The 24696-nt window shown below is 45.3% G+C and carries 20 protein-coding genes and 1 pseudogene; 10 read left to right on the forward strand and 11 right to left on the reverse strand.

Going from position 1 to position 24696, the window contains the following annotated elements; all coding sequences use genetic code 11:
* Positions 1 to 52: 52 nt before the first annotated feature.
* From N4J56_RS18485 to N4J56_RS18495, 3 genes are all read left to right on the forward strand, one after another.
* A complete protein-coding gene (locus N4J56_RS18485; protein ID WP_317107774.1) occupies positions 53 to 1225 on the forward strand; it encodes a low temperature requirement protein A in 1173 nt (390 codons plus the stop codon).
* 135 nt (positions 1226 to 1360) lie between these two features.
* The gene (locus tag N4J56_RS18490; protein ID WP_317107775.1) at positions 1361 to 2377 is read left to right on the forward strand and encodes a 1-acyl-sn-glycerol-3-phosphate acyltransferase; all 1017 of its coding nucleotides are present in this window, start codon (positions 1361 to 1363) and stop codon (positions 2375 to 2377) included.
* Between the two features lie 125 nt (positions 2378 to 2502).
* Positions 2503 to 3246 carry an ABC transporter permease gene (locus tag N4J56_RS18495; RefSeq protein ID WP_410500534.1) on the forward strand — a complete coding sequence of 248 codons (744 nt, stop codon included), beginning with the start codon at positions 2503 to 2505 and terminating at the stop codon, positions 3244 to 3246.
* Positions 3247 to 3308: 62 nt separating this feature from the next.
* On the opposite strand, the gene N4J56_RS18500 is transcribed toward N4J56_RS18495, so the two are convergent.
* The 3 genes from N4J56_RS18500 to N4J56_RS18510 all read right to left on the reverse strand — a co-directional run bounded on the left by N4J56_RS18500 (position 3309) and on the right by N4J56_RS18510 (position 5979).
* On the reverse strand, positions 3309 to 4184 hold the full coding sequence (locus N4J56_RS18500) for a 16S rRNA (uracil(1498)-N(3))-methyltransferase (RefSeq protein ID WP_317107777.1): 876 nt from the start codon (positions 4182 to 4184) through the stop codon (positions 3309 to 3311).
* A 187-nt stretch (positions 4185 to 4371) separates the two neighbouring features.
* A complete protein-coding gene (locus tag N4J56_RS18505; RefSeq protein WP_317107778.1) occupies positions 4372 to 4980 on the reverse strand; it encodes a hypothetical protein in 609 nt (202 codons plus the stop codon).
* A gap of 150 nt (positions 4981 to 5130) precedes the next feature.
* A complete protein-coding gene (locus N4J56_RS18510) occupies positions 5131 to 5979 on the reverse strand; it encodes a helix-turn-helix transcriptional regulator (RefSeq protein ID WP_317107779.1) in 849 nt (282 codons plus the stop codon).
* Positions 5980 to 6502: 523 nt separating this feature from the next.
* Here N4J56_RS18510 and N4J56_RS18515 point away from each other — a divergent pair.
* Positions 6503 to 6790, forward strand: a complete 288-nt coding sequence (locus tag N4J56_RS18515; RefSeq protein ID WP_015155487.1) for a hypothetical protein — start codon at positions 6503 to 6505, stop codon at positions 6788 to 6790.
* Between the two features lie 6 nt (positions 6791 to 6796).
* Here the strand turns inward: N4J56_RS18515 and N4J56_RS18520 are convergent, their stop codons facing one another.
* Positions 6797 to 7756, reverse strand: a complete 960-nt coding sequence (locus N4J56_RS18520; RefSeq protein ID WP_317107780.1) for an MDR/zinc-dependent alcohol dehydrogenase-like family protein — start codon at positions 7754 to 7756, stop codon at positions 6797 to 6799.
* Positions 7757 to 7877: 121 nt separating this feature from the next.
* Between N4J56_RS18520 and N4J56_RS18525 the strand changes: the two genes are divergently transcribed.
* Positions 7878 to 8825, forward strand: a complete 948-nt coding sequence (locus N4J56_RS18525) for a ChaN family lipoprotein (protein WP_317107781.1) — start codon at positions 7878 to 7880, stop codon at positions 8823 to 8825.
* 52 nt (positions 8826 to 8877) lie between these two features.
* On the opposite strand, the gene N4J56_RS18530 is transcribed toward N4J56_RS18525, so the two are convergent.
* The 3 genes from N4J56_RS18530 to N4J56_RS18540 form a co-directional block, all read right to left on the reverse strand.
* Positions 8878 to 10320 (reverse strand): VanZ family protein, encoded by a 1443-nt coding sequence (locus N4J56_RS18530; RefSeq protein WP_410500354.1) that lies wholly within the window; start codon positions 10318 to 10320, stop codon positions 8878 to 8880.
* Positions 10321 to 10521: 201 nt separating this feature from the next.
* Entirely contained in the window at positions 10522 to 11328 is an 807-nt protein-coding gene (locus N4J56_RS18535) for an inositol monophosphatase family protein (RefSeq protein WP_317107783.1), read from the reverse strand.
* 171 nt (positions 11329 to 11499) lie between these two features.
* Positions 11500 to 12957 carry a BCD family MFS transporter gene (locus tag N4J56_RS18540; protein ID WP_317107784.1) on the reverse strand — a complete coding sequence of 486 codons (1458 nt, stop codon included), beginning with the start codon at positions 12955 to 12957 and terminating at the stop codon, positions 11500 to 11502.
* 131 nt (positions 12958 to 13088) lie between these two features.
* On the opposite strand from N4J56_RS18540, the gene N4J56_RS18545 reads away from it, so the two are divergent.
* Positions 13089 to 14042, forward strand: a complete 954-nt coding sequence (locus tag N4J56_RS18545) for an aldo/keto reductase (protein WP_106548190.1) — start codon at positions 13089 to 13091, stop codon at positions 14040 to 14042.
* A gap of 119 nt (positions 14043 to 14161) precedes the next feature.
* On the opposite strand, the gene N4J56_RS18550 is transcribed toward N4J56_RS18545, so the two are convergent.
* Positions 14162 to 15610: a DEAD/DEAH box helicase gene (locus N4J56_RS18550; protein WP_317107785.1), complete on the reverse strand. Its 1449-nt coding sequence runs from the start codon at positions 15608 to 15610 to the stop codon at positions 14162 to 14164.
* 70 nt (positions 15611 to 15680) lie between these two features.
* Positions 15681 to 17000 carry a 30S ribosomal protein S12 methylthiotransferase RimO gene (rimO, locus tag N4J56_RS18555; protein WP_317107786.1) on the reverse strand — a complete coding sequence of 440 codons (1320 nt, stop codon included), beginning with the start codon at positions 16998 to 17000 and terminating at the stop codon, positions 15681 to 15683.
* 324 nt (positions 17001 to 17324) lie between these two features.
* Here rimO and btpA point away from each other — a divergent pair, with 324 nt between their 5' ends.
* The 4 genes and pseudogenes from btpA (at position 17325) to N4J56_RS18580 (ending at position 22365) form a co-directional block, all read left to right on the forward strand.
* Positions 17325 to 18161: a photosystem I biogenesis protein BtpA gene (btpA, locus tag N4J56_RS18560; RefSeq protein WP_317107787.1), complete on the forward strand. Its 837-nt coding sequence runs from the start codon at positions 17325 to 17327 to the stop codon at positions 18159 to 18161.
* Between the two features lie 258 nt (positions 18162 to 18419).
* Complete coding sequence (locus tag N4J56_RS18565) at positions 18420 to 19406, forward strand: vitamin K epoxide reductase family protein (protein WP_317107788.1); 987 nt, start codon at positions 18420 to 18422, stop codon at positions 19404 to 19406.
* 94 nt (positions 19407 to 19500) lie between these two features.
* Positions 19501 to 21629: pseudogene (locus tag N4J56_RS18570) on the forward strand (CHASE2 domain-containing protein).
* Between the two features lie 502 nt (positions 21630 to 22131).
* A complete protein-coding gene (locus N4J56_RS18580) occupies positions 22132 to 22365 on the forward strand; it encodes a hypothetical protein (RefSeq protein WP_317107789.1) in 234 nt (77 codons plus the stop codon).
* A gap of 12 nt (positions 22366 to 22377) precedes the next feature.
* Here N4J56_RS18580 and nadB read toward each other — a convergent pair whose 3' ends face one another.
* Together nadB and psbU are read right to left on the reverse strand one after the other, a co-directional pair.
* Positions 22378 to 24096 carry an L-aspartate oxidase gene (gene nadB / locus N4J56_RS18585; protein WP_317107790.1) on the reverse strand — a complete coding sequence of 573 codons (1719 nt, stop codon included), beginning with the start codon at positions 24094 to 24096 and terminating at the stop codon, positions 22378 to 22380.
* A 145-nt stretch (positions 24097 to 24241) separates the two neighbouring features.
* A complete protein-coding gene (gene psbU / locus N4J56_RS18590; protein ID WP_317107791.1) occupies positions 24242 to 24682 on the reverse strand; it encodes a photosystem II complex extrinsic protein PsbU in 441 nt (146 codons plus the stop codon).
* Positions 24683 to 24696: the final 14 nt, after the last annotated feature.

The following is a 24696-nucleotide window of genomic DNA, read 5'->3' on the forward strand; positions in this document are numbered from 1 at the left end:
CAACAAATGACCAACAACAAATGACCAATAACCAAATGACCAACAACCAATTATGAAAAATTGGTGGCAACCTCAGTTAAGAATCGGTGATGAGACGGAAGCAGAACAACGTCGTGTGACATGGATGGAACTGTTTTACGACTTAGTGTATGTCGTCGCAGTAGCTCAACTTGCTCACAATCTCTACGAAAATAGTTCTATTACAGGTTTTATTAGTTTTATTGCCTTGTTTATCCCCGTGTGGTGGTCGTGGATTGGTACGACACTGTACGCTAACCGCTTCGATACGGACGATATCGGACATCGGTTGCTTACAGGAGTGCAGATTTTGGCGATCGCAGCTTTGGCTGTTAACATTCACTACGGTTTGGGTAAGACTTCTGTAGGTTTTGCCCTGGCATATGCGGCAAGTCGATTTGTATTGGTCGTTGAATATGCTCGTGCTGCCAAACATATTCCTGTTGCTCGTCCTCTAGCATCGTATTATGCGAAAGGTTTTGCGATCGCGGCTGGTTTGTGGTTTATCTCTGCTTTCATCCCCGTACCTTGGCGTTTTGTTCTGTGGGGTATAGCGATGATAATTGATTTTGCTACACCGCTAACGGCTAGCCATTTGCAAATGGGACTCATCCCCCACCCAGAACATCTACCAGAACGGTTTGGATTGTTTACGATTATTGTTTTGGGTGAAGCGATTGTGGCTGTGGTTGATGGCGTGGCAGAACAACAATGGGAAGTGAAAAGCGCGATCGCCGCTGTATTTGGTTTTGCGATCGCTTTTACTTTATGGTGGATGTATTTTGAGAATATCGGTAGTTCTGCCATTCTCGCTGTCAGGAATGAGGGAAATGTTCGCACTTTCAATACGTGGTTGTACACGCATTTACCTTTAGTCATCGGCATTGTCACGACTGGAGTTGCCGTAGAACACGTTCTTTTAGGCAATCCGAATGTTGCTTTACCTACAGCAGAACGTTGGTTGCTGTGTGTTGGAGTCATTTTATGCTTGTTTGCTTTGGGTATTCTTCACCGCACGGGAGTCATCAAGCATTGTAAAGTTCGGTCTGGATATCGGATTGGAGCAGCGGCGGTAGTATTGTTGGTGGGAATTGTCGGTGAAGGGTGGTTGCCTGTTGTAAAAATTGGCATCATTGCTTTGGTTTGTATTTCGCAAGTGATTCAAGATTTATCTCAAAGTCGAGCTTTTGCTGCATTGAATACGTAGAGAAACATAGATGCAAATTGGCTTTAAGCTCTAGGTGCGTACGCGATATAGAAAGCTCGAAATTCCTCCGTAAGTAGCATAGACGCGCAGAAAGCTAGCAGGTTGTAATTGGGGAATGATTTAGGATGAGGTAGGGTGGTTTTTGGCAGTAACAGAAACGTGAGTGGCTATAAGTTTACCTGGTTCGATCGGTTCTGCCTTTGGTATCCTCCAGGCTGGCTGATCCTATTTAACCGTCACTGGCAACACTATCACGCCGATCCTGATGGTTGGAATTGGTTAGAGTATGGATTATTTCTACTTCCAGGTGGATTTTACATTGCCTTGTTACTGCGATGGTTGCGTTTGGGTTGTCGATTTCCACGTCAACAAGCGGTGCAATTCGATCGCAACTACCAACAAGCTTTTCGCGATGAAGTCTTAGCGCCAATTGCTAAATATTACTACCGTGGCGAACTGAGGCAAATTGAAAACTTGCCGGAAACAGAATCGATGATTGTGGCGATGAACCACGCTGGAATGTCTTTTCCTTGGGATTTTATCGTCCTGGCTTATTTATTAGGTACGGCACGGGAATGGAACGTTAAACCTTTAGCTGGAGTTTCTTTATTCGATCATCCTTGGATGATTTGGTGGCTACCCCCCGGATGGTCTCAAGTTTTAGGCGGCGTGAGGGCAGAAAAAGAGGAATTTGAGACAGCAGCGATCGCTCAGAAAACTGTATTATTGTACGCACCTGAAGGACTGCGGGGACCTAGTAAAGGCTGGCAGCAAAGGTATCAATTGGCAAGTTTCGATCCGAGTTTTATTCGTTTGAGCGATCGCCACCAAATCCCAATTCTGCCAGTTGTTTGTCTTGGTAGTGAATTTTTACATCCATTTGCAATTAATTTGAAACACATTGGTAAGATATTCGGCTTACCTTTCTTACCTCTATCGCCTTTAATGCCTTTATTCGCATTATTTCCTTCTATGGGAGTATGGGCAAGGCGATCGCGTTTGCGTTACTTTATCCAACCTGTATATCGAGTAGACCTCAAAGATCGTACCTCTCGTCGCGAGAGAGTTGTAGCATATCAAGAAGCTCAAGCATTCAGAGATAAGTTGCAAAATGCGATTAATTGTATCTTGAGCAGCAGTGATGACAAGTGAAGATTCGAGCTTTTCTACCTTTTGCCTGTTTATACTAAGTTAACTGACGGGAGAAGAGTAACTGTGTGAAACATCCCAAAACCAAAGCTCGTGATTTTACCTGGCAAACCACGTTTTCGGTACTGATGTATCTATTCATGTACCTGCCGATCTTCGTTCTTGCTTTCTATAGTTTCAATACTTCTCCCTACAGTGCTGGCTGGCAAGGGTTCACGCTCAAATGGTATCAACAGTTGTTTCAAGATAGTCGCATCCTGACAGCACTACAAAATAGTTTGGTTGTGGCTTTATGTGCTGTCGTCATCTCGGCTGTTTTGGGAACCCTGATGGCAGTAGGTTTAGGACGATACCGATTTCCTGGGAAGACGATCTATCGCGGGATTTCATACTTACCAATGATTATTCCAGATATCGCGATCGCCGTAGCTACCCTCGTCTTTCTGGCTGCGTTTGCCATTCCGTTGAGCTTGTGGACGATTGTAGCCGCTCATATTGTCTTTTGCCTTGCCTACGTGGGAATTGTGGTGACAGCGCGACTGGCAAAGTTAGATCCCCATCTAGAAGAAGCCGCGCTCGATCTCGGTGCTACACCATTACAAGCTTTTGTCAAGGTTTTGTTACCGCAGTTAATGCCTGGAATTGTCGCTGGTTGTTTGCTGGCTTTCGTTCTCAGTCTAGATGATTTTCTCATCTCTAGTTTTACGGCTGGAAGCGGCACGAATACTTTACCGATGGAAATTTTCAGTCGCATCCGCACGGGAGTCAAACCCGATATTAATGCCTTGAGCGTCATTCTAATTATTGTTTCTGGATGCGTTGCTTTTTTGGCAGAATATATTCGCGATCGCGGTGAGAAAGAAAGTTTGTAAGAAAGTCAAAAGTCAAAAGTCAAAAGTCAAAATTTAGGGTACAAGCTCTAGAGGAGTGATTTTTATTCAAGGTTTTCAGAGATTCTACTAATCTCTACAATCGCAGATATTTGCGATACAGCGACAATGGGAGCGGTAATTGCGCGTAAGATCCGTTTACCCAAGGAGACGGGTTGAAATCCAGCCGCGATCGCATTTTCGACTTCGTTTGTCGTCCAGCCGCCTTCTGCACCTGTGGCAATGACGATAGATCCCCCCAACCCCCCTTGTAAAGGGGGGCTAGAGTTGCCTTGCGAAGGAGGGCTAGAATTTTCTTGTAAAGGGGGGTGAGAACTGTCTAATTCCCCTGGTGAAGCGGGGAGAGAATCCTGCAACTCCCCTTTTGAAGGGGGGTTAGGGGGGAGCGATTGCAAACTTTTTAATAAATGAGGCGTGTTACCCCGCGCTACACAGATATATTTGCGATCGCCTGTAACCGACAACAATCCCGTACTAAAGGGGACGGGAGCTAAAATCGTCGGTACGATTTGTCGTTCCGATTGTTCCGCCGCTTCAGCTGCAATCCGCCGCCAACGCTCTAGTTTTTGCGGGCTGGGATGGAGTAAAGTGCGATCGCTGGTTACTGGAGCAAAACAATTGACTCCTAACTCAGTACAAGCGCGTACCACTTCATCAAATCCATTCCCTTTGGGTAGTGCCACCATCAGAGTTATTTCTACAGGTAACTCAGTTTGCACCTGCATCTGTTCCAAAATCTGCGCTGTTGTCTCTGCTAGTACTGCTAGCCACCATCGACCTTTGCCATCCATCGCAATAAAGCGATCGCCCTGCCGCAGCCGCAAGACTCGCATGAGATAATGCTGTTGCTGCGATGTGAGGGCAATTTGCTGCTGTTGCAGTTGTGCGGGAGCGATGACGATTCGTTGCAGTTGAGACATGAATTAGTTTTACAATTTGACAGAATACTCGATCCCATCATCTATTGGCAGTGCCACTGAGATAAAGCCATTGTCAGGGTTACGAACGTACTCTAAATATGGTGCCATTTGATCTGGAGCAATATCTAAATCATCCGCTAGAACAACCGCGTCCGATCGCAGGTGGTTCGATACTAGCTGTAAAACATCAGCTAGCTAACTTTCTTTGCCTTCTAGGAGTAAGTAAACGCAGCACCATAGCCCCGACTAACAAGACAACAAAGGGAGAATAGATCGGTGGTGAATTGGCAATTTTGAAGCTGAATTCAACCGTAAAAGCCAGCCAGAAAAAGTGCATCCCTGTAGTATGTAAAACTTTCCACCCTCTCTGTCCTAACAAAGCAGCTGGGAGATCGAAGGATGTTATCGTCATAGCAATCAGAAAGATATAGCCTAGTATGGCGAGCGTTGTGAAAGACTCGAACTTAGGTGCAGCTCCAGCAGTGACATACCATAAGCCAAAAATGGCGATCGCGTGATAGGTATGGGAAACTGCCATTGATACCCCAAAATAACGGCGATTGTTCAGCAGCCAGACTGAAAGAGGGGTAGATCGCATTCGATGTAGTGCCGAAGCGACAAAAGCGCAGAGAAACAGAATACACGAAGTGCGAGCAGTGGCTCTAATTGCCATCCGCATCCCTTGTTCGTCTATTCCATTAACTAGCCAAATGGTAGCAACCATCGTGCCAACTGCTAGCGCCGACCAACCGACAATACCCCATTTTTGTAATGATGGGAGCTGAGTGTCTGTCATAGTTTGCGACTCCAACTGAGGATACCAATTGGTAGTTAATTTAGCGATCGCCTTCAGGTGCTGTCTTGCCGATTATTCCGAAAAATGTTCTATTCTTCCAAAAACTTTCCCCACTAGGAGCTTTTTAACTTTTGACTTTTAACTTTTGACTTATTTTCGCTGGTCTCGATAAATTTTTGGCGTAGTCTTGACGTGTTGGCGAAATATTCTCGTGAAGTGACTTTGATTTTGGAAACCTACTTGCTGAGAGATTTCTACGATTGTGAGTTCCTGCTTGGCGAGTAAATGCTTTGCTGTCTCAATCCGGCATTTCGTAATGTATTGATGCGGCGATTGTCCGGTAGATTGTTTGAATAAAGTCGCAAAATAGTGAGGACTTATGTTGACGACATGGCTGAGTTCTGCCAAAGTGATATTCCGATCTAAATTTTCATAAATATAGGCGATCGCCCGGTCTTGCTTATACTTGGGTAATCCACCTCGATAATCTCTAACGATCTGCTGGCGAGAAGTATAGCGTCGTAACAAGTGAGCTGAAAGCGCCGCTACCATTGACTCTGCATATAACCGACTCTCCGCACCTCCTACCGCTAACTCAGCTTTCAACGCTAACCCTATCTGCTGAATTAACGGGTCGCGTAATTGCAACTGGGGTATGAGTTCGATACAATTTTCCTCGATAGCTTCATCAACAGTACGGTATAGAGTGGCAGGAGCGAGAAATAGATCTAAAATAGGGACTTCGCGATCCACTTGCGTTCTGGGGAACAATTGGCTGGCTGGAAAAATGCCAATATCGCCTTGAGCGTAATCTATATGTTGCCAGCTGCCATTGAAATCGAAGCTTGCCCGAAAATTGTCTAAAGCAATAATCACGAGATGCTGACTCATGTAACTCGCAGGCATTTCATCAGCGGGTTCTAACTCATAGATGAAATGAAAGCCATCCCATCCCACCTCTAAAAGATGTAAATGCTCGGGATGTTCGCCATGAGACATAGTTTAGTATTGCCTCGACTGGTGTCTGCTATTAATGTACCAGGGGATGTCGTTCTAGGTAGCGCGGCTCGTCTCATACCTACCAGGAGAGCCTAAGTTTTTCATAAAGATAGCAAGTCAGCAATTAAAGGGAAAGGGGAAAGGAGAAACAATCGTTCCCGTTTCCCAGGCAATCCCCTAAAGTGACTATCGTTGGTATAAAGGAACGCAACTGGACACAAGGTATCCTCTTTATTGCGATCGCTCCAAGCGCATTTTTACTGAGGAATTTATTTTATTTGTGAAGTCATGCCTAATGTCTCAGTAGTTTTACGTTAAGTTGGTCATTGGTCACTGCTCCCTGCTCCCTGCTCCCTGCTGCTTGATAACTGACAGCTTTGTGTCAAAAGCTACTTAATTTCTATATAAACCCAACATAGGGAGGAGTGTGAATTCAAGCTGTTTTTTGTAGAATTTTCTACAAGTCATCAAACAGACAAATACTCGTACTTACGTTCTCAGTTTTTTGCTTTTTGGAGTTTTTGTGTTGCAATTCATCTATTTTGTCATTCAGGCTATCCAACCAATTTTAGTTCCGGTTTGCTTTGTTAGTGCTTGGGCAATTGTAGCTCTAATCGTTTGGAGTCTCTATAGCGCCGTGCGAGACAGTGTAGCTACCAGTCAAAAATTGCACCAAATTCCCTGTACGAATTGTCAATTTTTTACAGGAGATTATCGACTGAAATGTACGGTACAACCTACGATTGCTAATACCGAGGCAGCAATTACTTGCATGGATTACCAAGCGAAAACCAATCCCTTGCTGTACTAAATTAGCTCAATCTCGATCCATTTCTAACAAGACCTTCATCACACCGCGTGTTTGAGCGCGTTCAAAGGCGGCTAGTCCTTGACTCAACGGATAACGAGCGTGAATTAGCGGTTGAACGTCTACTTTTTGAGTGGCGAGTAAATTTAGGGCGGCGGGGAAAGGTCCGCAACGGGAACCGATGAGGGTAATTTCGTCTACAACCAAAGCGGAAGTGTCAAAACTCAAGTTACCTGCATAGGTGCTTTTGAGTACTAGCGTACCGCGAGGACGCAACGCACGACGGGCGATCGCAAATCCTGCTGGATTGCCCGTACACTCGACGGAAAGATCGAAAGATCTGTCGGTTACGGTTTCAGCTAAGCCTGTTTTAATCCCTCTTGCTTCTAAGTTAGCCAGTTTTTCCTGATGTCTGCCTACAGCTAATAAATCGCAACCAGTTAAAGCTAAGGTTTGGGCGACTAGCTGCCCTAATTTACCATCTCCCACTACTAACACGCGATCTGCTGCCTGAATTTGCACCTGCTGCTGAATTTCTAATGCTGCGGCAATCGGTTCGGTAAATGTAGCAGCTTCCGTAGAAACATTGTCTGGGACGGGGTGTAGGTTTGTGGCTGGTAAAGTTAGATAGTCGGCAAAGGCTCCATCACAGTTGACGATTCCCAATACGGTGCGGTTTTCGCAGTGGGTTGGCTGTCCGTTGCGACAGAACCGACATTGACCGCAGGTAGCATTGATTTCTCCTACTACCCTTTGGTTAACTAGATGAGTGGGTCCTTGTTCGACTACGCCAACAAATTCATGACCTAGAATCCCCGTGTAAGGATAGTAACCCCGGATCAGTTCTAAGTCGGTGTTACAAATACCCGCTCGTAGAACGCGCACTAAGGCTTCTCCTGGAGAAGGTTCGGGGGAGGGGAGATCTGTAAGCAGTTGTAATTGGTTGTTTTCGAGCCAGAGTCCTTTCATTCTGATAACTGGTTGGTAAAAGCTGAGATTTATTTTAATGTCGCGCAAAGACGCGAAGGCGCTAAGAAAGACCGCAAAAGGGTGTCTGTATTTTTTTATGAATAGATCGAGATAGATTCAGATGATGAGACAGTTGATTAAAAATCTGATTTATTTATTGAGTTGCGTGTTAAGTATTTTTTTGATTTGCAATTGGTCTGTAAATGCTCAAAAAACAGTCAACAATTGTCGTCCACAAATTATTGTACCAGACTTCTCTAAGGTAAATGTCTCTACTCAGAATCAAAGTTGTAGTATAGAGGACGTTACGATTACTCAGTCAAGGGCTTTACAAGAATTAGCAAAAGCAGATGTGCTATATTTGGGAGAAACTCACGATTGCGACCGAGATCGCAAAATTCAGTTAAAAATAATTCAAGAGTTACAAAAAAGAAATCCTCAAGTTGCGATCGCGATGGAGATGTTTCAAATACCATATCAAGATGCGATCGACAGCTATTTAGCTGGTAAGTTAACTGAAAAAGAGTTGATAGAACAAACTGAATACGAGCAAAGATGGGGATATTCTTGGGAATCTTATGCGCCTATACTCAGATTCGCGAAAGAGAAGCAATTGTTGGTTTTAGCTGTGAACACTCCTTCTGAGATTACTCGTCAAGTGGCAAAAGCAGGTTTAGATAGTCTCACACCTCAGCAGCAAAAAATTATTCCTCCTGCTTCAGAAATTCGGACTGATAATGCTGCTTACCGTCAGATGTTAGCCAAAACTTTTGAACAGCATCAACATTCCAATCGAGGTAATAGTAGCGGTTTCGATCGCTTTTTTTTAGCTCAGGTTTTATGGGATGAGACTATGGCAGCAGAAGTTGCTAAGTTTGCGAAAGCTAATCCTAAGCATCAAGTTGCCGTGATTGCTGGGCAAGGACATATTATTTATGGTTATGGTATTCCTAGCCGCGTAGCTAGAAGAATGCATCAGCGATTTCCACAGGTTTCTGTGTTGTTAAGTCCTCCTAAAAATACTGCTGCTAATTCTTACCAACCAATAGCAGATTATATTTGGCATTAGTCTTTATTTGGATCGGTGAGATTCAAATGTCAGGTGGACGTTGCCCATCCTACTAGAAGTTTTTGTAATTAGCGTAACTTAAAACTTTATTTCTCAGCCAAAAAGGTATTTGTAACTTCAAAACTAAGGTTGTCGAGGCGATCGTTAATATGCCAAACAAAATATTTGCGATTTCAAGACTCCTGCCGCTACTTGTTGCTAATATCATTTCTACGATAAGAGTCGGCAACAATATACCAACATAAAATAATGTATAACGAATAAATCGTTTCTTCGCTAAAGTAATAACAACTGCTAATAGCGCTCCTAAAGGAATGAATGTCAAGCCGTAGTAAAGAATTCGATCTTCTTTTGGTAATACTTCTAGAAGGTTAATATTGTATCGGTTTTGTAAGTTATCTACATAGACATGCAACCCTGAATTAGCATATGTTATAACTAGCTTGTGAAACTGTTTATCTGTAAAAACGTTATGCACGTTTGTGTCTAAATACTGAGCATTAACACCATTGATCGGTGTTCGCAGTCGCAGATTTAAATTATTGCCTTGCTGTCCTAAAGTAAAATTGCGCCTACCGTTACTATCTGAAATAGAAACAATTCGAGCTGGTCCTTTTTGTTGAAACTTAGCAGTTGCAATTGTTATTATTATTGTGAATTTGGAAGTTTCTTGTAATCTTTGATTAAGTCGATTTACAGGAGTATCTGTTTGTAGCCAATGGCGATCGCTTAGAAGGACTCCTCGATCGTCTGTTATTTCTGGTAGTTGCCCTCGCCAGCTCAAATCGGGCAAGTTTCCGGTGCGATCGCTGTAATTTTGTCTATCTAACTGATAGTTTCCTATCAAAGGCGTATCTACATTATTCCACCAGTTTCGGCTAGCAAACACGCGCTCTATTTCTGCTGAAGAAAACGCTTTATCTGCAAAAGCCACTTCTGAAATAAATCCTTCCCAAGGACGTTCGCCCGTACGTTCGTTGCCCAATATGAGAGGATAATTTAAATCCCAAGTACTTAAGTTATTGGCGGATTGTAACGGAACTGTAAACAGGATAGATGTAGCTAAATAACCTAAAAAAGCAATTGCCACTAGTGGAAAACTAAACCGATTTTTGTTTTTTTCAATTAAAATTAAAATATAACTAACAAATTTAAATTTCCAGATGTAAAAACATAAAAATCCAATAAATCCACCTAAGCTATTAGTGAAGAGATCGGCAGGTGAAGTCTCTCTAGAAGGCAAGAAGATTTGAAGCGTTTCTACAGCAAAAGATAAACTAAAACTAAGAACGACAACTAAAATTAATTTAAATAATAAATTGAGCTTTCTTGCTTGCAAAAAACAGGTGAGACCAAAGCCAAATGGAATAAATAAAAATATATTCTTAATCTTATCGCCCAAATGACTAGAATGTTTGAAATTGCTAAAAAAATATCTGAGAGAGCCACCTTCATCCCTAGAAAAATTGAAAGGGAAAAGAGTGGCAACAACCACAAGAAGAATGCTAGCAATAACAATGTATGGCGCACTTTTAACTAAGAATTGGCGCAGACTACGTATAGTTGAATTGCTGGCAGACGGATGGACGTGCATATGTTAAGTAATGTACGGCTTCTGGTACATCTTAGCGCTTCATCCGTAGTTTGACGGAGTATTTATTTAAAGATTTCACGTTATCTGTAGTGAATTAGTGCTTTATTTTAAAGATTCTAAGAAGGGTTGAAATACAGAAATCAGTTCGCGACGACTGACGACAAGAGAGGGGAAAGAGATAGTGCTGTAATCCCTCCCAGGTAATAAAGGAAAAATAGATTGCGATCGCAGCTCTACCCAAGTTCCTCCAGCTGCATGTAAAATTACCCAAGCCCCTGCCAAATCCCAAATTTTCGGTGTCGCTTCTACCCCACCCAGTACAGCCCCCGCAGCAACGGTGAGAAAGTTGTAACTGGCAACCCCCAGCATCCTAATTTTGCAGGGAAAGCTAGATTGCATGACAGCAGTGCTGCGGGAACAGAGATTGAAAAAGTGATTTTTGCTAGCCACATCGGTACTAACATGGATCGGATGATGGTTGAGAAATGCACCTGTAGGTGTTGCTAGCCCCGAATCTCCTGCCCAAAAGCCGTGAAAACTTTGTCCTAGTGGTGGTAAGTGGACGTAGCCAAAAACAGGTGTACCTCGGTACAGCAGTCCTAAAGAAATACCCCAGATGGGAATTCCCCGCGTAAAGTTTGTCGTCCCGTCAAGCGGATCGATAACCCAGCACCATTCAGCATCGGGAAAAATTGTCTCTCCTTCTTCGCTCAAAATACCATAGCCGTTGAAGTTAGAGGCGATCGCATCTTGAATTTCTCGATCTGCCCATTTATCTGCTTGGGTAACGAGGCTACCATCAGCTTTCTGAGAGGCTTGTACCTGCCCGAAATCCTGCATCAGTTGCGCCCCTACCCTCTGGGAGGTGGTAGCGGCAAAATCGAGAATCGTCGTCCAAAAGTCAGTCATGAATAGGGGTGAGGAGTGAGGAGTGAGGGATCGAGAGAGAAGGGGAAGGGAGATAAGGGGACAAGGGGACAAGGGAGATAAGGGGAAGGGAGATAAGGGGACAAATAGAAGACTCACTCCTCGCTCCTCGCTCCTCGCTCCTCCCAACTACCCATTACCCATTACCCATTATCAATCCAATTCGTTTTCAAATACTGAAGCGATCGCTTTTTTGGCGTTGCTGCGAAATTCGACTACATCTACGCGACTGAGTAACCAAATTGCTAACACCATTAACAACGCTTGAATGGTAAATACCAAACCGTAAGCTAGCACTGGGGCTGAAAATAGCTGTTTGCCTACGTCTAATATTGCCCCTCCACTGACTGTTGCCGTTGCCCGTGCTAATGCCTGCGCCAGCCCCCACGCGCCAATAAATGTCCCTGCTGTTTCTGCTGCCGTAAAGTCTAGCATTAAACTTAATGCACCCGTGGTAGTCACGCCAGAAGCCAAGCCAAATAGTACTAATGCTCCCTGTAAAGCTTGGCGATTAGCTGTAAAACCCGATGCAATGACGAGTCCCACGCTAAGGGCAACTAGGATACAGCCGATTTGAGTCGTTTTTTGCTTGCCAATCCGTGGCACGATTAAAAAGCCCGTGCTGCCAATCCCTAGCAACGTACCCGTACCCCAAAAAGCATTCAGCCTCGTAGTTTCCGAAACGCACATTCCGAAGACTTCCCCACCGTAAGGTTCCATTACTGCTTCTTGCATGAATAAGCTGAGTGTCATGGCGAGGAGGAAGGTGAAGAATAAACCCGTTTGACGGCTGGCGGTTAGGACTTTCAGCGCCCTAGATATGGTAATTTGGTCTTCTCTATCTGCGACTACCGATCGCGATGTGTAACGAGAATACTTTTTTTCTACACCAAACGTTGATAGTAGAGCTAACCCAGTGACAACTCCCGGCAAAATGAAAAATAAGCGGTTAATCGAGCTTTGTAGGGTAGCAAGTTGAGCGGGTTGACTGTAAAGCGATACTGTTCCTACAGCTGACTCTTGACAAGTGGAGGCAGCTGGCAGAAGTTTGGAGCTGATAATTGCCCCAATCACAATTCCTACCATGAGCATCGACCAAACAACACCTACGAGTTTAGAGCGGTTGTCTTCATCGGAAACATCGACGAGCAAAGCAGCAAATGGGGTAGAACTAGAACTAAGTGCTAGCCCGTACAAAGCAAAGATTCCTGCCAATAACGCTATCCAACCATAGGTAACGAAACTCCAGCCTTGGTTGTATATACTGCTGCCCAATTGCCACATAACTTGGACTGCAAGAAAGGCAGCGATCGCAAATAATGCCGCACCAATCCAAATGTAACCCGTGCGGTGATTGCTCCACATCTTTTTGGCATCAGACATTTGCCCGAACCACAGGCGCGAGGGAGCCACAAACTGATGCATGGCGATCGTTCCTGCTGCTAGGGTAGCCGGAATTGCCAATTCTTTAATTGCAATCCGGTTGAGGACTCCCAGGGTGAGAACGGACATCATCCCCAGTCCCATCTGAAATAAGCCTAACCGGAACATAGTCAGGATATTAATTTTAGGAGGTAACTGTTCTCGTTCGGACAAGCTACTTTTCGCCATATTTTTTATAAAAACAACTACTTATCGATACATTTTCTGCTTTCTTTAGGATAAACCTTAGCCAGAACTGCGATCGCGACGGCAACGCTACACTGAGAGAGTGTAAAGAAGTGTAAATAGGTACGATAAAATTGGAAACTATCAAATTAGGTCAGGATGGCGCTGCTGTTTGTCCCTTATGCATTGGAACGTGGGCGTGGGGCGACAAACTATTTTGGAACTATGGCAGCGATGAGGAGGATGCCAAGCAGCTACAGGTAGCCTTCCAAGCCGCAATGGATGCAGGGACGACGTTCTTTGACACGGCAGAAGTTTACGGGTTTGGTACGTCAGAAAAGTATTTGGGGCAATTCATCCAACAAAGCGATCGCCCCATTCAAATTGCGACGAAATTCGGTCCCGCACCTTGGCGATTTACAGCTCAATCCGTCTCTGATGCGCTGACAGAAAGCCTCAAGCGTCTGGGTTTGGAGCGAGTCAGCCTCTACCAAGTCCACTGGCCTTTCAGCTTTTTCATGAGTCAAGAAACGCTGATGAATGCCCTTGCCGATGAAGTGCAACGGGGCAGAATTGAGGCAGTAGGAGTCAGCAACTATTCCGCAGAACAAATGCAGCAAGCATACAAAATTTTGGCAGCCCGTGGAGTCAAGCTTGCTAGCAATCAAGTCCGCTACTCGCTTTTAACGCGGCAAATTGAAACGAACGGCATTCTCGACACGGCACGACAGCTAGGCGTAACAATCTTGGCTTACAGCCCTTTAGCACAAGGCTTGTTAACTGGAAAATACACGGCTAGTAGTGCCGAGAAGCCCACAGGCGCACGCCGGATCGATCCTCGTTTTAGCAAAGAAGGTTTGCAAAAAATCGAACCAGTGATTTCGATCTTGAAAAAAATTGGCGATCGCCACGGACGCACCCCCGCTCAAGTCGCCCTCAATTGGTTAATTGCTCAAGGTAACTTAGTTGCGATCGCGGGTGCAAAAAATGCCAACCAAGTCCAGCAAAACGCTGGCGCTCTCGGCTGGCAAATGACGGACGAAGAAATAACTCAGTTAGAGCAAGTGACTCGTCCTTGGCTTTATTAGGGAGTCGGGAGTGGGAGAGTGGGAGTCGGGAAATTTTGGATAATGGACTTGAATTTCTCCCTTGTCCTCCTTGTCTCCCTTGTCCTCCTTGTCTCTCTTATCTTTAAAACCCCTATGCTCTAGTTTTCTCGTGCCGTGCGCAGTTTGGGTTTAGCAACTGAGCGCTTTTCTGAGCTGGAAAACTCTTTTTCTCCGTTGCGATCGCGTTTGGCTAAGCGAGGCTTGGGAGTGGAGCGCTTTTCGTCTGCTATGTCGTCTTCAGCGGAGTCGAGCCACGCTGGACGGGTTTTATCATAAGCCATTTGTAAAGCAGCTGCGGCGATCGCGTGTGCGTCGTATTCTTCACTCAGTTCGCGCACGATTGGCAAGAAGGAGGCTAATCTTTCCCCAGAGAGAACTTCCCGCAGTTGTTCTTGCAGTTTTTCAATTTGCCGCGCTTCGATTTGCGCTTTGGTGGGGACGTAGCTAACTTTCAAGCTTTGGCGAACGTGACGTTCGATCTGCTGCTGTTTGCGGCGATCGAACGGTTGGATGAGGGAAATTGCCGTGCCTTCTTTTCCGGCTCTACCCGTGCGTCCGATCCGATGAACGTAAGTTTCTACGCTGTCAGGTAAATCGTAGTTAATAACGTGTGTTAAATGATCTACGTCTAAACCGCGTGCGGCGATGTCTGTTGCAATCACCCACCGTACTTGCTTGTTGCGGAACCGCGATAGCAGGCGCTCCCGTGCTTGTTGGGTTAAATCACCGTGATATTCATCGGCGCTATAACCCGATGCTTGCAGTTGACTGGTGAGATCTGCTGCTGTTTTGCGAGTTTTGACAAATATGATTGCCGATTCTGGGTCTTCCAATTCTAAAATTGGCTGCAATGCTCTTGCTTTTGTCCAATGACGCGGTACGAGGTAAGCAACTTGACTAATTTTAGTAGGAGCGGCTTTTGGCTGGTCTACCGTAACTGTGACGGGCGAGTGTAAAAACTTCCCGACTAACATCTGAATTGCGCTTGGCATTGTTGCCGAAAACAAAGCTGTTTGTCGCTCTTTTGGTGCGGAAGCAAGAATTTTTTCTACATCATCAATAAAACCCATGCTCAGCATTTCATCGGCTTCGTCAAGTACGACAAATTTCACTTTGTCTAGCTTAAGATTGCCGCGATCGAGTAAGTCAATCACTCGCCCTGGCGTACCAACCACAATTTGTACGCCGCGATTGAGCTGCTGAATTTGGCGTTCAATTGATTGCCCGCCGTAGATAGCTAGAATGCGGCTTTCGCTTCGATCTACAAAGCTTTTCATTGCTTGGCAAACTTGAACGGCTAATTCCCTTGTAGGAGTGAGAATTAGCGCTTGTATTGCCTTATTTTGCGGATCGATTTGCTCTAGAATCGGCAAAGAAAATGCGGCTGTTTTACCCGTACCTGTTTGAGATTTGCCAACGACATCGCGCCCTGCTAATAATTGAGGGATTGCCTGTACTTGTATATTGGTTGGTGTAGTGAATCCAATTTTTTCTAATTGTTGAATACGGCTTTCTGAAAGACCTAAGCTTTCAAAGGATAAATTCATTTAAGCTCCTAAACTACTCTGTTTTTTCTACTTTTGTTATCGATTGTTATCGATCGATAGCTATGCGCTATTAGCTACTCACAACCTCACCCTTGAGATCGTATGGCTCAGCCTCGGTAATTTTGACTGGCACGATTGAACCTAACCTAGCTACACCTTTGACGTAGACTAAACCATCTACTTCTAGTGAAAACCGAGCTGAACGTCCGATATATTCTCCAGTTTCAGGATTTTCTTGCTCGATTAAAACATCCACAACTTTGCCTTCTTGCGCCTGATTTCTCCGCCAAGAAATCGGTTGCTGGAGTGCCATTAATGCATCCCGTCTTGCATCCATAATTTCTTGAGGAATTTGATTCGGCAGGCTGTAAGCTGGAGTTTCCTCTTCTGGAGAAAATGTAAACACACCCACATGGTCAAATTCGTGGCGTTCGACAAACTGCATCAGATGCTCGAAGTGCGCGTCTGTCTCGCCAGGAAATCCTACTATAAATGTTGTCCGTACAACTGCCTCTGGGATTGCCGTTTTAATCCGTTCGATAATACTGTCATTGACCCGACCTTGCCAAGGGCGGTTCATCGCACGGAGAATTTCAGGATGGGAGTGTTGTAAGGGTAGGTCTAAATACGGTAAGACATTTGGCGTGGCTCGAATTGCCTCGATGACTTTCGGTGTCAACCCTGTTGGATAAGCATAATGCATCCGAATCCAAGGAACATCGACTTTACCTAAAGCAACTAACAGTTCTGCTAACTTTGGTTCGCCGTACAAGTCTACACCATAATTAGTGGTAATTTGGGAAATCAAGATAATTTCCTGTACCCCTTGAGCGGCGAGTTGCTTTGCTTCTGCCACAATTGATTCGATCGAGCGCGATCTTTGATTTCCCCGTAAGTGAGGAATAATGCAAAAAGCGCAACGGTAATCGCATCCTTCCGCTACCCGCAGGTATGCTACTCCTTCTGTCGTCGTGCGATATCGAGGTGTAGTTTCGTCAGCGATATATGTTGGTTCGGGCGAGACAAGCTTTACTTTTTCTCCCTTTTCTACCCGCTCAATTACGTTTACAATTTGGTGATAGTCTCCCGTACCGATCGCGGCTACCGCTTCTGGGATCTCTTCTAGCAGTTGTTCTTGGAAGTGCTGCGCCATGCAGCCCATAATGACAATTTTTTTATTTGCTTCTGCTAGCTCGACTATTGTTCTAACCGATTCTTGACGCGCTGCTTGAATAAAGCTACAGGTATTGACGACAACATAATCGGCTAGTTCTTCGTCGTTATCGACCTCGTATCCAGCTTGAACGAGGAGTCCGATCGTGTGTTCCGTATCTATTCGATTTTTCTCGCAGCCTAGATGAGAAAATGCAATTGTTGGCTTTTTGCCCATGAAATCAATTTAAGTGTAAGTAGAGACAGGGTTTTTCAGTCGTTCTATTGTAGCGATCGCTTCCAAAACGGCTTTCCCGTTTGATGCTACACCCCTATGGCTCTCTGCTCACCGGATGCGGTCAATGCAATCGCTCAACCTATGCAATCTATATAGTAGCGTAATGAATGAAAATTTACAATATTTTACAAAAATTATATTGAGTGATGCGTGGTGCGTGGTGCGTGAGAAGAGGTCACTGCTCGCTGATAACTGATAACTGAAAGAAGTTATGATTTGTCTTAGCCTACTTCTAAATAAGTGCGTCCGAAGTATTGTAAAGACGTGGATCTGAATCAGACATTTAAAACCGATCGCCCTATCATTGGAGTCGTACATTTATTACCCCTGCCTACATCTGCTCGCTGGGGTGGGAGTTTAGCTGCTGTCATTGACAGGGCAGAACAGGAAGCTACAGCTTTAGCTTCTGGTGGAGTAGATGGAATTATTGTCGAAAATTTTTTTGACGCACCTTTCGTTAAAGAGCGAGTCGATCCAGCAGTCGTCAGCGCCATGACACTGATCGTACAGCGGCTCAAACAGCTAGTAACTCTACCGATCGGACTGAACGTATTGCGAAACGACGCTCATAGTGGATTAGCGATCGCCAGTTGCGTGCAGGCACAATTCATTCGCGTCAACGTTCTAACAGGCGTGATGGCAACAGATCAAGGCATTATTGAAGGACAAGCCCACAGCCTTTTGCGCTATCGGCGAGAACTCGGTAGCGATGTCAAAATCTTTGCGGACGTATTGGTAAAACACGCTCGTCCTCTCAGTTCTACCAATTTAACCAATGCCGTACAAGATACGATCGAGCGAGGACTAGCCGATGCAGTGATTCTGTCTGGTTGGGCAACGGGCAACCCGCCCAACCTAGAAGACCTAGAACTGGCGACAGCAGCAGCCAACGGTACGCCAGTTTTTATTGGCAGCGGTGCGGATTGGGAAAATATTTCTACTTTAATGCCAGCCGCAGATGGAGTGATTGTTTCTAGTTCTCTCAAACGCCACGGACGACGCGAACAGCCAGTCGATCCGATTCGCGTTAGCCAGTTTGTCGAAGCCGCACGTCGCAGTTTTACGAGAGTAGATAGTCTGAAGAGAGTCGGGAGTCGGTAGGGGCGGATTTCTAAACCCGCCCGTACGGAAGTCGGCAAAGAGAGTGGTACGTGGTGATAGGGTGTGGGGTGTAGTGAGTGGTTAGTCATAACTACTGTCTTCACTGATAACTGGTCACTGGTCACTGATAACTGCTCCCTTATCCCTAGAGTATGTAACGGAGTTGTGATATTGCCCAAGGGTCGTAAAAAGGTTCCGTTATGATTGACAAAGCTAATAATTAGTCGTCATTTATTAATTATCATTTGTCATTTGTTTATGATACGCCGACGTTCTACACCTTGGATTCATCGCTGGTCTCGCCCCGCGATCGCTGCGATCGCCGGAGTGGGGGCGCTGGTCACGGCATACTTAACTATAGAAAAGTTGATGGGACGCACGCCTGGATGTCTCGCTAGCGCGGGTGCTGAGGCGAGTTCTAACTGCGCGGATGTCCTTTCAAGTCCTTGGGCAACTGTATTTGGCTTACCTTTGGCTTTATTCGGTTGTTTGGCTTATACGAGTATGGTCGTGTTTGCCCTGACTCCCCTAGCAGTTAATCCAACTCAAAATAAAGCACTCCGCTCTCAGTTGGAGAATGTGACGTGGATGCTGCTATTAGCAGGGGCGATCGCCATGTCTGTTTTTAGCGGCTACTTAATGTACGTGCTATTTGCTAAAATCAATGCCTTTTGCTTGTACTGTATCGCCTCAGCACTCTTCTCGGTTAGTATGCTAACCCTGACACTATTAGGTCGCTCCTGGGAAGACGTAGGGCAAATATTATTTACAGCATTGATAGTAGGAATGGTCACGCTAATTGGTACGCTTGCCGTTTATGCGGACGTAGAAAAACCAAATAATACTACTACTGCACAACAAGTACAGCTAGAGCCTGCTGGAGATCCTATTCCGGGAGTTGGCTGGCAGATTACAACGACTTCTGGAGAATCAGAAATCGCACTGGCAAAACATCTCAAAGAGATTGGAGCTAAAGAATACATCGCTTGGTGGTGTCCCCACTGTCACGAACAAAAGCAGCTATTTGGCAAAGAAGCTTACAGTTATATCAACCATATTGAGTGCGCTCCCCCTAAAGCCAAAAAGCTAGCACCCGAATGCGAAGCAGCCAAGATTCAAAGTTTTCCCACTTGGGAGATTAACGGTAAACAATATGCAGGTGTGAAGTCTTTGAAGGAATTAGCAGAAATTTCTGGCTATAAAGGACAGACGAATTTCAAGAATTTTCCTAATGCATTTCAGTAGTTAGTTATTAGTGACTAGTCACTAATAACTAGTCACTAGAACAAAACTCAGAATTTAGCCACTCACCCCTCACCCCACACTCCTCACCCCTCTTTTGCTATCTCGTAAACAGCGAGTTTGGATTACAATTTTTAGCGCTGCTATTTGCTTGTTGCTACGCTTCAGTGGCTTACTACAGCCTTTGGAGTGGGCGGCTTTAGATCGGTTTTTTCGCCTGCGTCCTTGGGAAGCGCAAGACACTAGGATTGCAATTGTGGCGATCGATGAGGCAGATTTACAGCAAGTTGGGCAGTGGCCCTTACCGGATAGGGTAGTTGCCGAATTGCTGCAAAAAGTGAGTGTTGGCAAGCCTCGCGCCATAGGTTTAGATATCTATCGCGACTTGCCCGTACCTCCAGGTCAGCAGAAATTACATCAAGCTTTGACAACTATTGACAATTTAGTCGGTATAGAACAACTGGGCGATCGCTCTAGGGTCGCCCCATCGCCCTTTTTGAATCGACTGGATCGCGTTGGCTTTAATAATGTTGTCTTGGATGCTGATGGTAGGGTGAGGCGAGGGTTGCTGTACTGGTCTACACCTACAAAATTACATGAAAGCTTCGATTTGAAATTAGCTTTAACGTACCTGCAAGCAGAAGCGATCGCGTCCCCATTAATCGAGAAGAATTTTCAGGCGTTGCATTTGGGTCAAGCCGTGTTTCACCGCTTTCAGCCTCACGATGGCGGTTATGTCGGTGCTGATGCTGGTGGATATCAAATTCTCGCTAACTTTCGTCACCCCAGCACGAATTTTCTCCGAGTGTCGATGAGTGACGTACTGGCTGACCGAGTACCAGCAGAAATATTTTGCGATCGCATTGTCATTATTGGTTCTACTGCCCCTAGCTTAAAGGATTTTTTCTATACTCCCGATAGCACCAGTCCCCTATGGGGAGCAGCTCAACCGATTGCCGGAGTAGAACTACATGCTAATTTTGTTAGCCAAATTGTCAGCGCAGCTTTAGGAGAACGCCCCTTAATCCACATCTGGTCGGACTTTTGGGAAAGCATGTGGATAGTGGCTTGGATCGTGGTGGCAGCAAATCTCAGTTGCCGTTTGCAGATCGTCTATTCCACAATTTACGTGTTGCTGGCGGCTTTAGGCTTAATTAGCATTACTTATCTTGCTTTTCTTCAAGGTTGGTGGCTGCCTATTATCCCACCTTTACTGGCGCTATTTGCTGTATCCGGACTAATGACTGCTTGCAACGCTCAGTTACAAGAGGAGTTCAAGCGCTCTAAAGATTTTTTGCAGGGGATAATTGATACGATTCCCGATCCGATTTTTGTCAAGAATAAAAAGTATCGTTGGATCGTATTGAATGAAGCTTACTGTCGCCTGATTGGTTATCCGTTAGCAGAATTAATTGATAAGTCGGAAGCCGATTTTTTTCTCCCCAAGAAGCAGAAGTTTTTCGCCAGCAGGACGATCTGGTTTTTCGTAGTGGCACGACTATGGAACACGAAGAAGAATTTAGCGATGCCAGCGGGACGACTCATTTAATTTCTACGAAGCGATCGCTCCATCGAGATGCGGCTGGCAATCTATATCTAGTGGGTGTCATTCGAGATATCACGGCACGCAAGCGGTTGGAAGAGGAACTGAAGCGTCAGACAGCAGATTTAGTCCAATATAATACCGAGCTACAGCTTTCCGAACAAAGACTCCGCCATCTGGCTTTACACGACCCACTGACGGGTTTACCAAATCGACAGCTATTCCTCGAACATCTGAACCAGTCAATTGCTTGGGCGCAAAGCCATCAGTTGTTGGTAGGGCTATTGTATATCGATCTAGATGGCTTTAAACAGGTCAATGATACTTTAGGACATGACTGGGGCGATCGCTTGTTAGTTGCTGTTTCCCAAAGACTATCGGGGTGTTTGCGTCACAGCGATATTGTTTCTCGTTTGGGTGGTGACGAATTTACCGTTATCTTGCCTGCAATTCCAGAAGTCAGCGTTGCTGAAAAAGTAGCAAATAAGATTTTGGCAACTCTGTCCGAGGTTTTTGCGCTTAACGAACAAGCTCTTTCAATTACAGCTAGTGTGGGAATTGGCGTTTACCCCCTGCATTGCAATACTATTGATAGTCTGATTAAGCAGGCTGATACTGCAATGTACCGAGCAAAGCAGCTAGGAAAAAACTGCTATCAGATAGCGGTTGCTATCTCTAGGTAAGCTAGTTTGTAAAGCTAAATTGTGCTAACGATCGCAACACGCAAATTCCGCTAAAGATAGATTAACTTCAATTGCCTTGGCATTAATGTTTTGTTTACCTCTGCTGAGAAATAGATGCAAAACTACGTTGCCTTTAGCTGAAACGACTTTCTAGCTTTGGTATTTCTAGCAGGGAGTAGAGAGCAGGGAGCAGAGGAAAAAGACTTGGCTACTATTGCTTGTAGACAATTGAAATATCCTAATCTATCCGCTCTCTGCTATAGCTTAAATCATCAATTTTTACTCCTCTCTATAGAGAGACTAGTTTTTCTTTCTGCGGACAGAGTGAAATTTAATTTGCGGCTGAATAAAATCATGTCTGTTCCGTAAATTGCCCGATGTAATTGTAGTAACTATAAGAGATAAACTCTACATTGTATTTATCAATGTGTAAAAATTACATAAATCAAATTAAAACCAGTAAAAACACTGAAAAGCTTCAGATAAAATACGAGGTATCTAAATGCGTAGCAGTCCAGCAGTAGCCATGTCCGACACTCTTAAAATTACTATAGTTATAGTCGTACTTGGCTTGCAGCTAGTTACTTTTTGGATTGCTGGCAGTGTTGACACCTTAGTCAATTTTTTTACTAATTTCTCGGACGCTCCACCTGCGATCGAACAAATTAGCCAGCTCTACCAACCGCCAAGCTCAATCGGTAGTCCAAGTAGAACGATCGGATCTGGTACGAGATAAGCAAATTGGTTGTTAAGTTGCGGTCGGTTCGGATTTCCACCACTGTTCGTACTGTATAAGAGTATGAGCTTGCCAGTGAGCTTCAGTATGAGGATAATCTAAGCGGTAATGTCCGCCTCGGCTTTCGGTACGAAAGGCAGCACTTTTGAGAATTAAGTAAGCAATATCGAGTAGATTGCGGGTTTCGCTCCACAGACGCAAAGACTGCTCTACCTCAAGCAAATTGGCGGGAAGATTGGCTGAAAGATCGGAAACATTGATATGGGCTGGTTGTCCAGGCGGAAGTTGAAGCAAAAACTGACTCAAGGGCAGGGTAATAAATGTTTGTTGCCACAATTGTACCTGGGCGATCGCCCGCTCTAATCCTTGCTGTTCGCGGCAGATACCCGCACTCTGCCAGACCAAACGCGGCAGTTCGTAACGGATAGCTTCAATTGTGGTTTGCTGGCTCAGCCAATCAATCCCTGACAAGCTAAACGACAAAGGGTAAAGACTAAAATCCGATCCGGTGTATTCATCCTTCCTCCCTTCTACTTCATCTTTCAACAGAGCCATCTCCGCCCCAAAGACGACACACTCCAGCAAAGAATTACTTGCTAAACGATTCGCACCGTGGACTCCCGTACTAGCTGTTTCGCCGACAGCATACAATCCAGGGATTGAAGTGCGGTTCGTTAAATCTGCGGCAATTCCTCCCATCCAGTAGTGGGCGGCGGGAGCAACTGGAATTGGCTCCTGAAAAACATCGATGCCCCAGTGCTGACACACTTGAACGATATTGGGAAACCGCTGACGAATTTTTGCCTCTGGAATCGATCGCAAATCTAACCAGACGCAGGCAGTAGCAGGATCGGCTGAGGTACGCTGCAAATGGCTATATATGGCACGACTAACAACGTCTCTGGGTGCTAGCTCTCCTGCTGGGTGATAGTCAAAAGCAAAACGCCTACCCGTATCATCCATTAAATGCGCTCCTTCACCGCGTACCGCTTCGCTGATTAAGAATCGGTCTGCTCCAGGTTTGGTCAGAGCAGTCGGGTGAAACTGGACGAATTCTAAGTCTCGCAGCATGGCTCCAGCCCGCCAAGCGATCGCTACGCCATCACCCGTACTCAACTTGGGGTTGGTTGTCTGGGCAAACACTTGACCTCCGCCACCTGTTGCTAGGACAACAGCACGAGCGCGCAACCAGAGAATGCGATTGCTATCAAAGAGACTAATACCTTCACAGCGTCCAGTTTGGGGGTTAAGCCACAGACTTAAAACTATGGTTTGGGGAATAACTTGAATGTTCTGGCGTTCGAGAACCCGCGCTGTCAGGGTAGCAATGACCTGGCGACCAGTAGTATCGGCGGCGTGGAGGACGCGACGACGGGAGTGAGCAGCCTCTATGGTTAATGCTAATTCGCGATCGCGACGGTCAAAGGCAACCCCCATGTTTACCAAAGATTGAATGGATTCCGGTGCTTTGTGAGCCAGAAACTCTACAGATGCGCGATCGCACAACCCAGCCCCCGCTTGCAGCGTATCTTCTACATGCAACTGAGGAGAATCATCAGCCGCGATCGCCGCAGCAATTCCACCCTGCGCCCAGTCACTTGCAGACAGATTTATCGTTTCTTTTGCAATTAAACCGACGCGAAAGTGGTTTGGTAGACACAGTGCCGTGTAGAGTCCAGCGGCTCCGGCTCCTACGACTATGACATCAAAATGGTTGAGGTTTTGTAGCAAGGGTTGTTGGTTGATAGTTGACCGTTAACTGATAACTTTGTACAGACGTTTGTACAGACGTTACATGTAACGTCTCTACTGAGTAAAAAATAACCCACTCTAGAAATAGGGTGGGCTGAGGCTAAATTGTCAATTCAAAAAGAATTTATCTGTAGATGCCGTTGTTATAGCGATCGTCACCCATTGTGTAGGCAGCTTCTACATCAGTAACGGTAAAGTTACCGAGATTAGCTTCTAGAGTTTGTTTTTGGCGCTCGGATAATCCTGGCATCTCCATTACGTCCTCTACGTTTTCGTAGGGAGCGTTTTGAACGATTTTACGAGCTAGAGTGGGATAAAGTCCCGGGTATCTCCGAAAAGCTGCAACATTTGTGTTGTTTAAATCGATTTTCTTACCAAAGTCTGTTGCCAGCTTCGCATCTGCTCGATTGCCCGATTGAGCTTGAGACTCTACAGCTAGGATTGGTACGGTACGCAGGCTAAAATCGCTGAGATTAGCAGCGATCGCGGGTTGGGATATGCCCAGCCATCCCAAACAACCTACCAATACACTCAAAATTGTTAATAAACGTATCAATTTTTTCACAGTTTCTCTACCTC

The organism is Chroococcidiopsis sp. SAG 2025 (assembly GCF_032860985.1).
GTDB lineage: Bacteria > Cyanobacteriota > Cyanobacteriia > Cyanobacteriales > Chroococcidiopsidaceae > Chroococcidiopsis.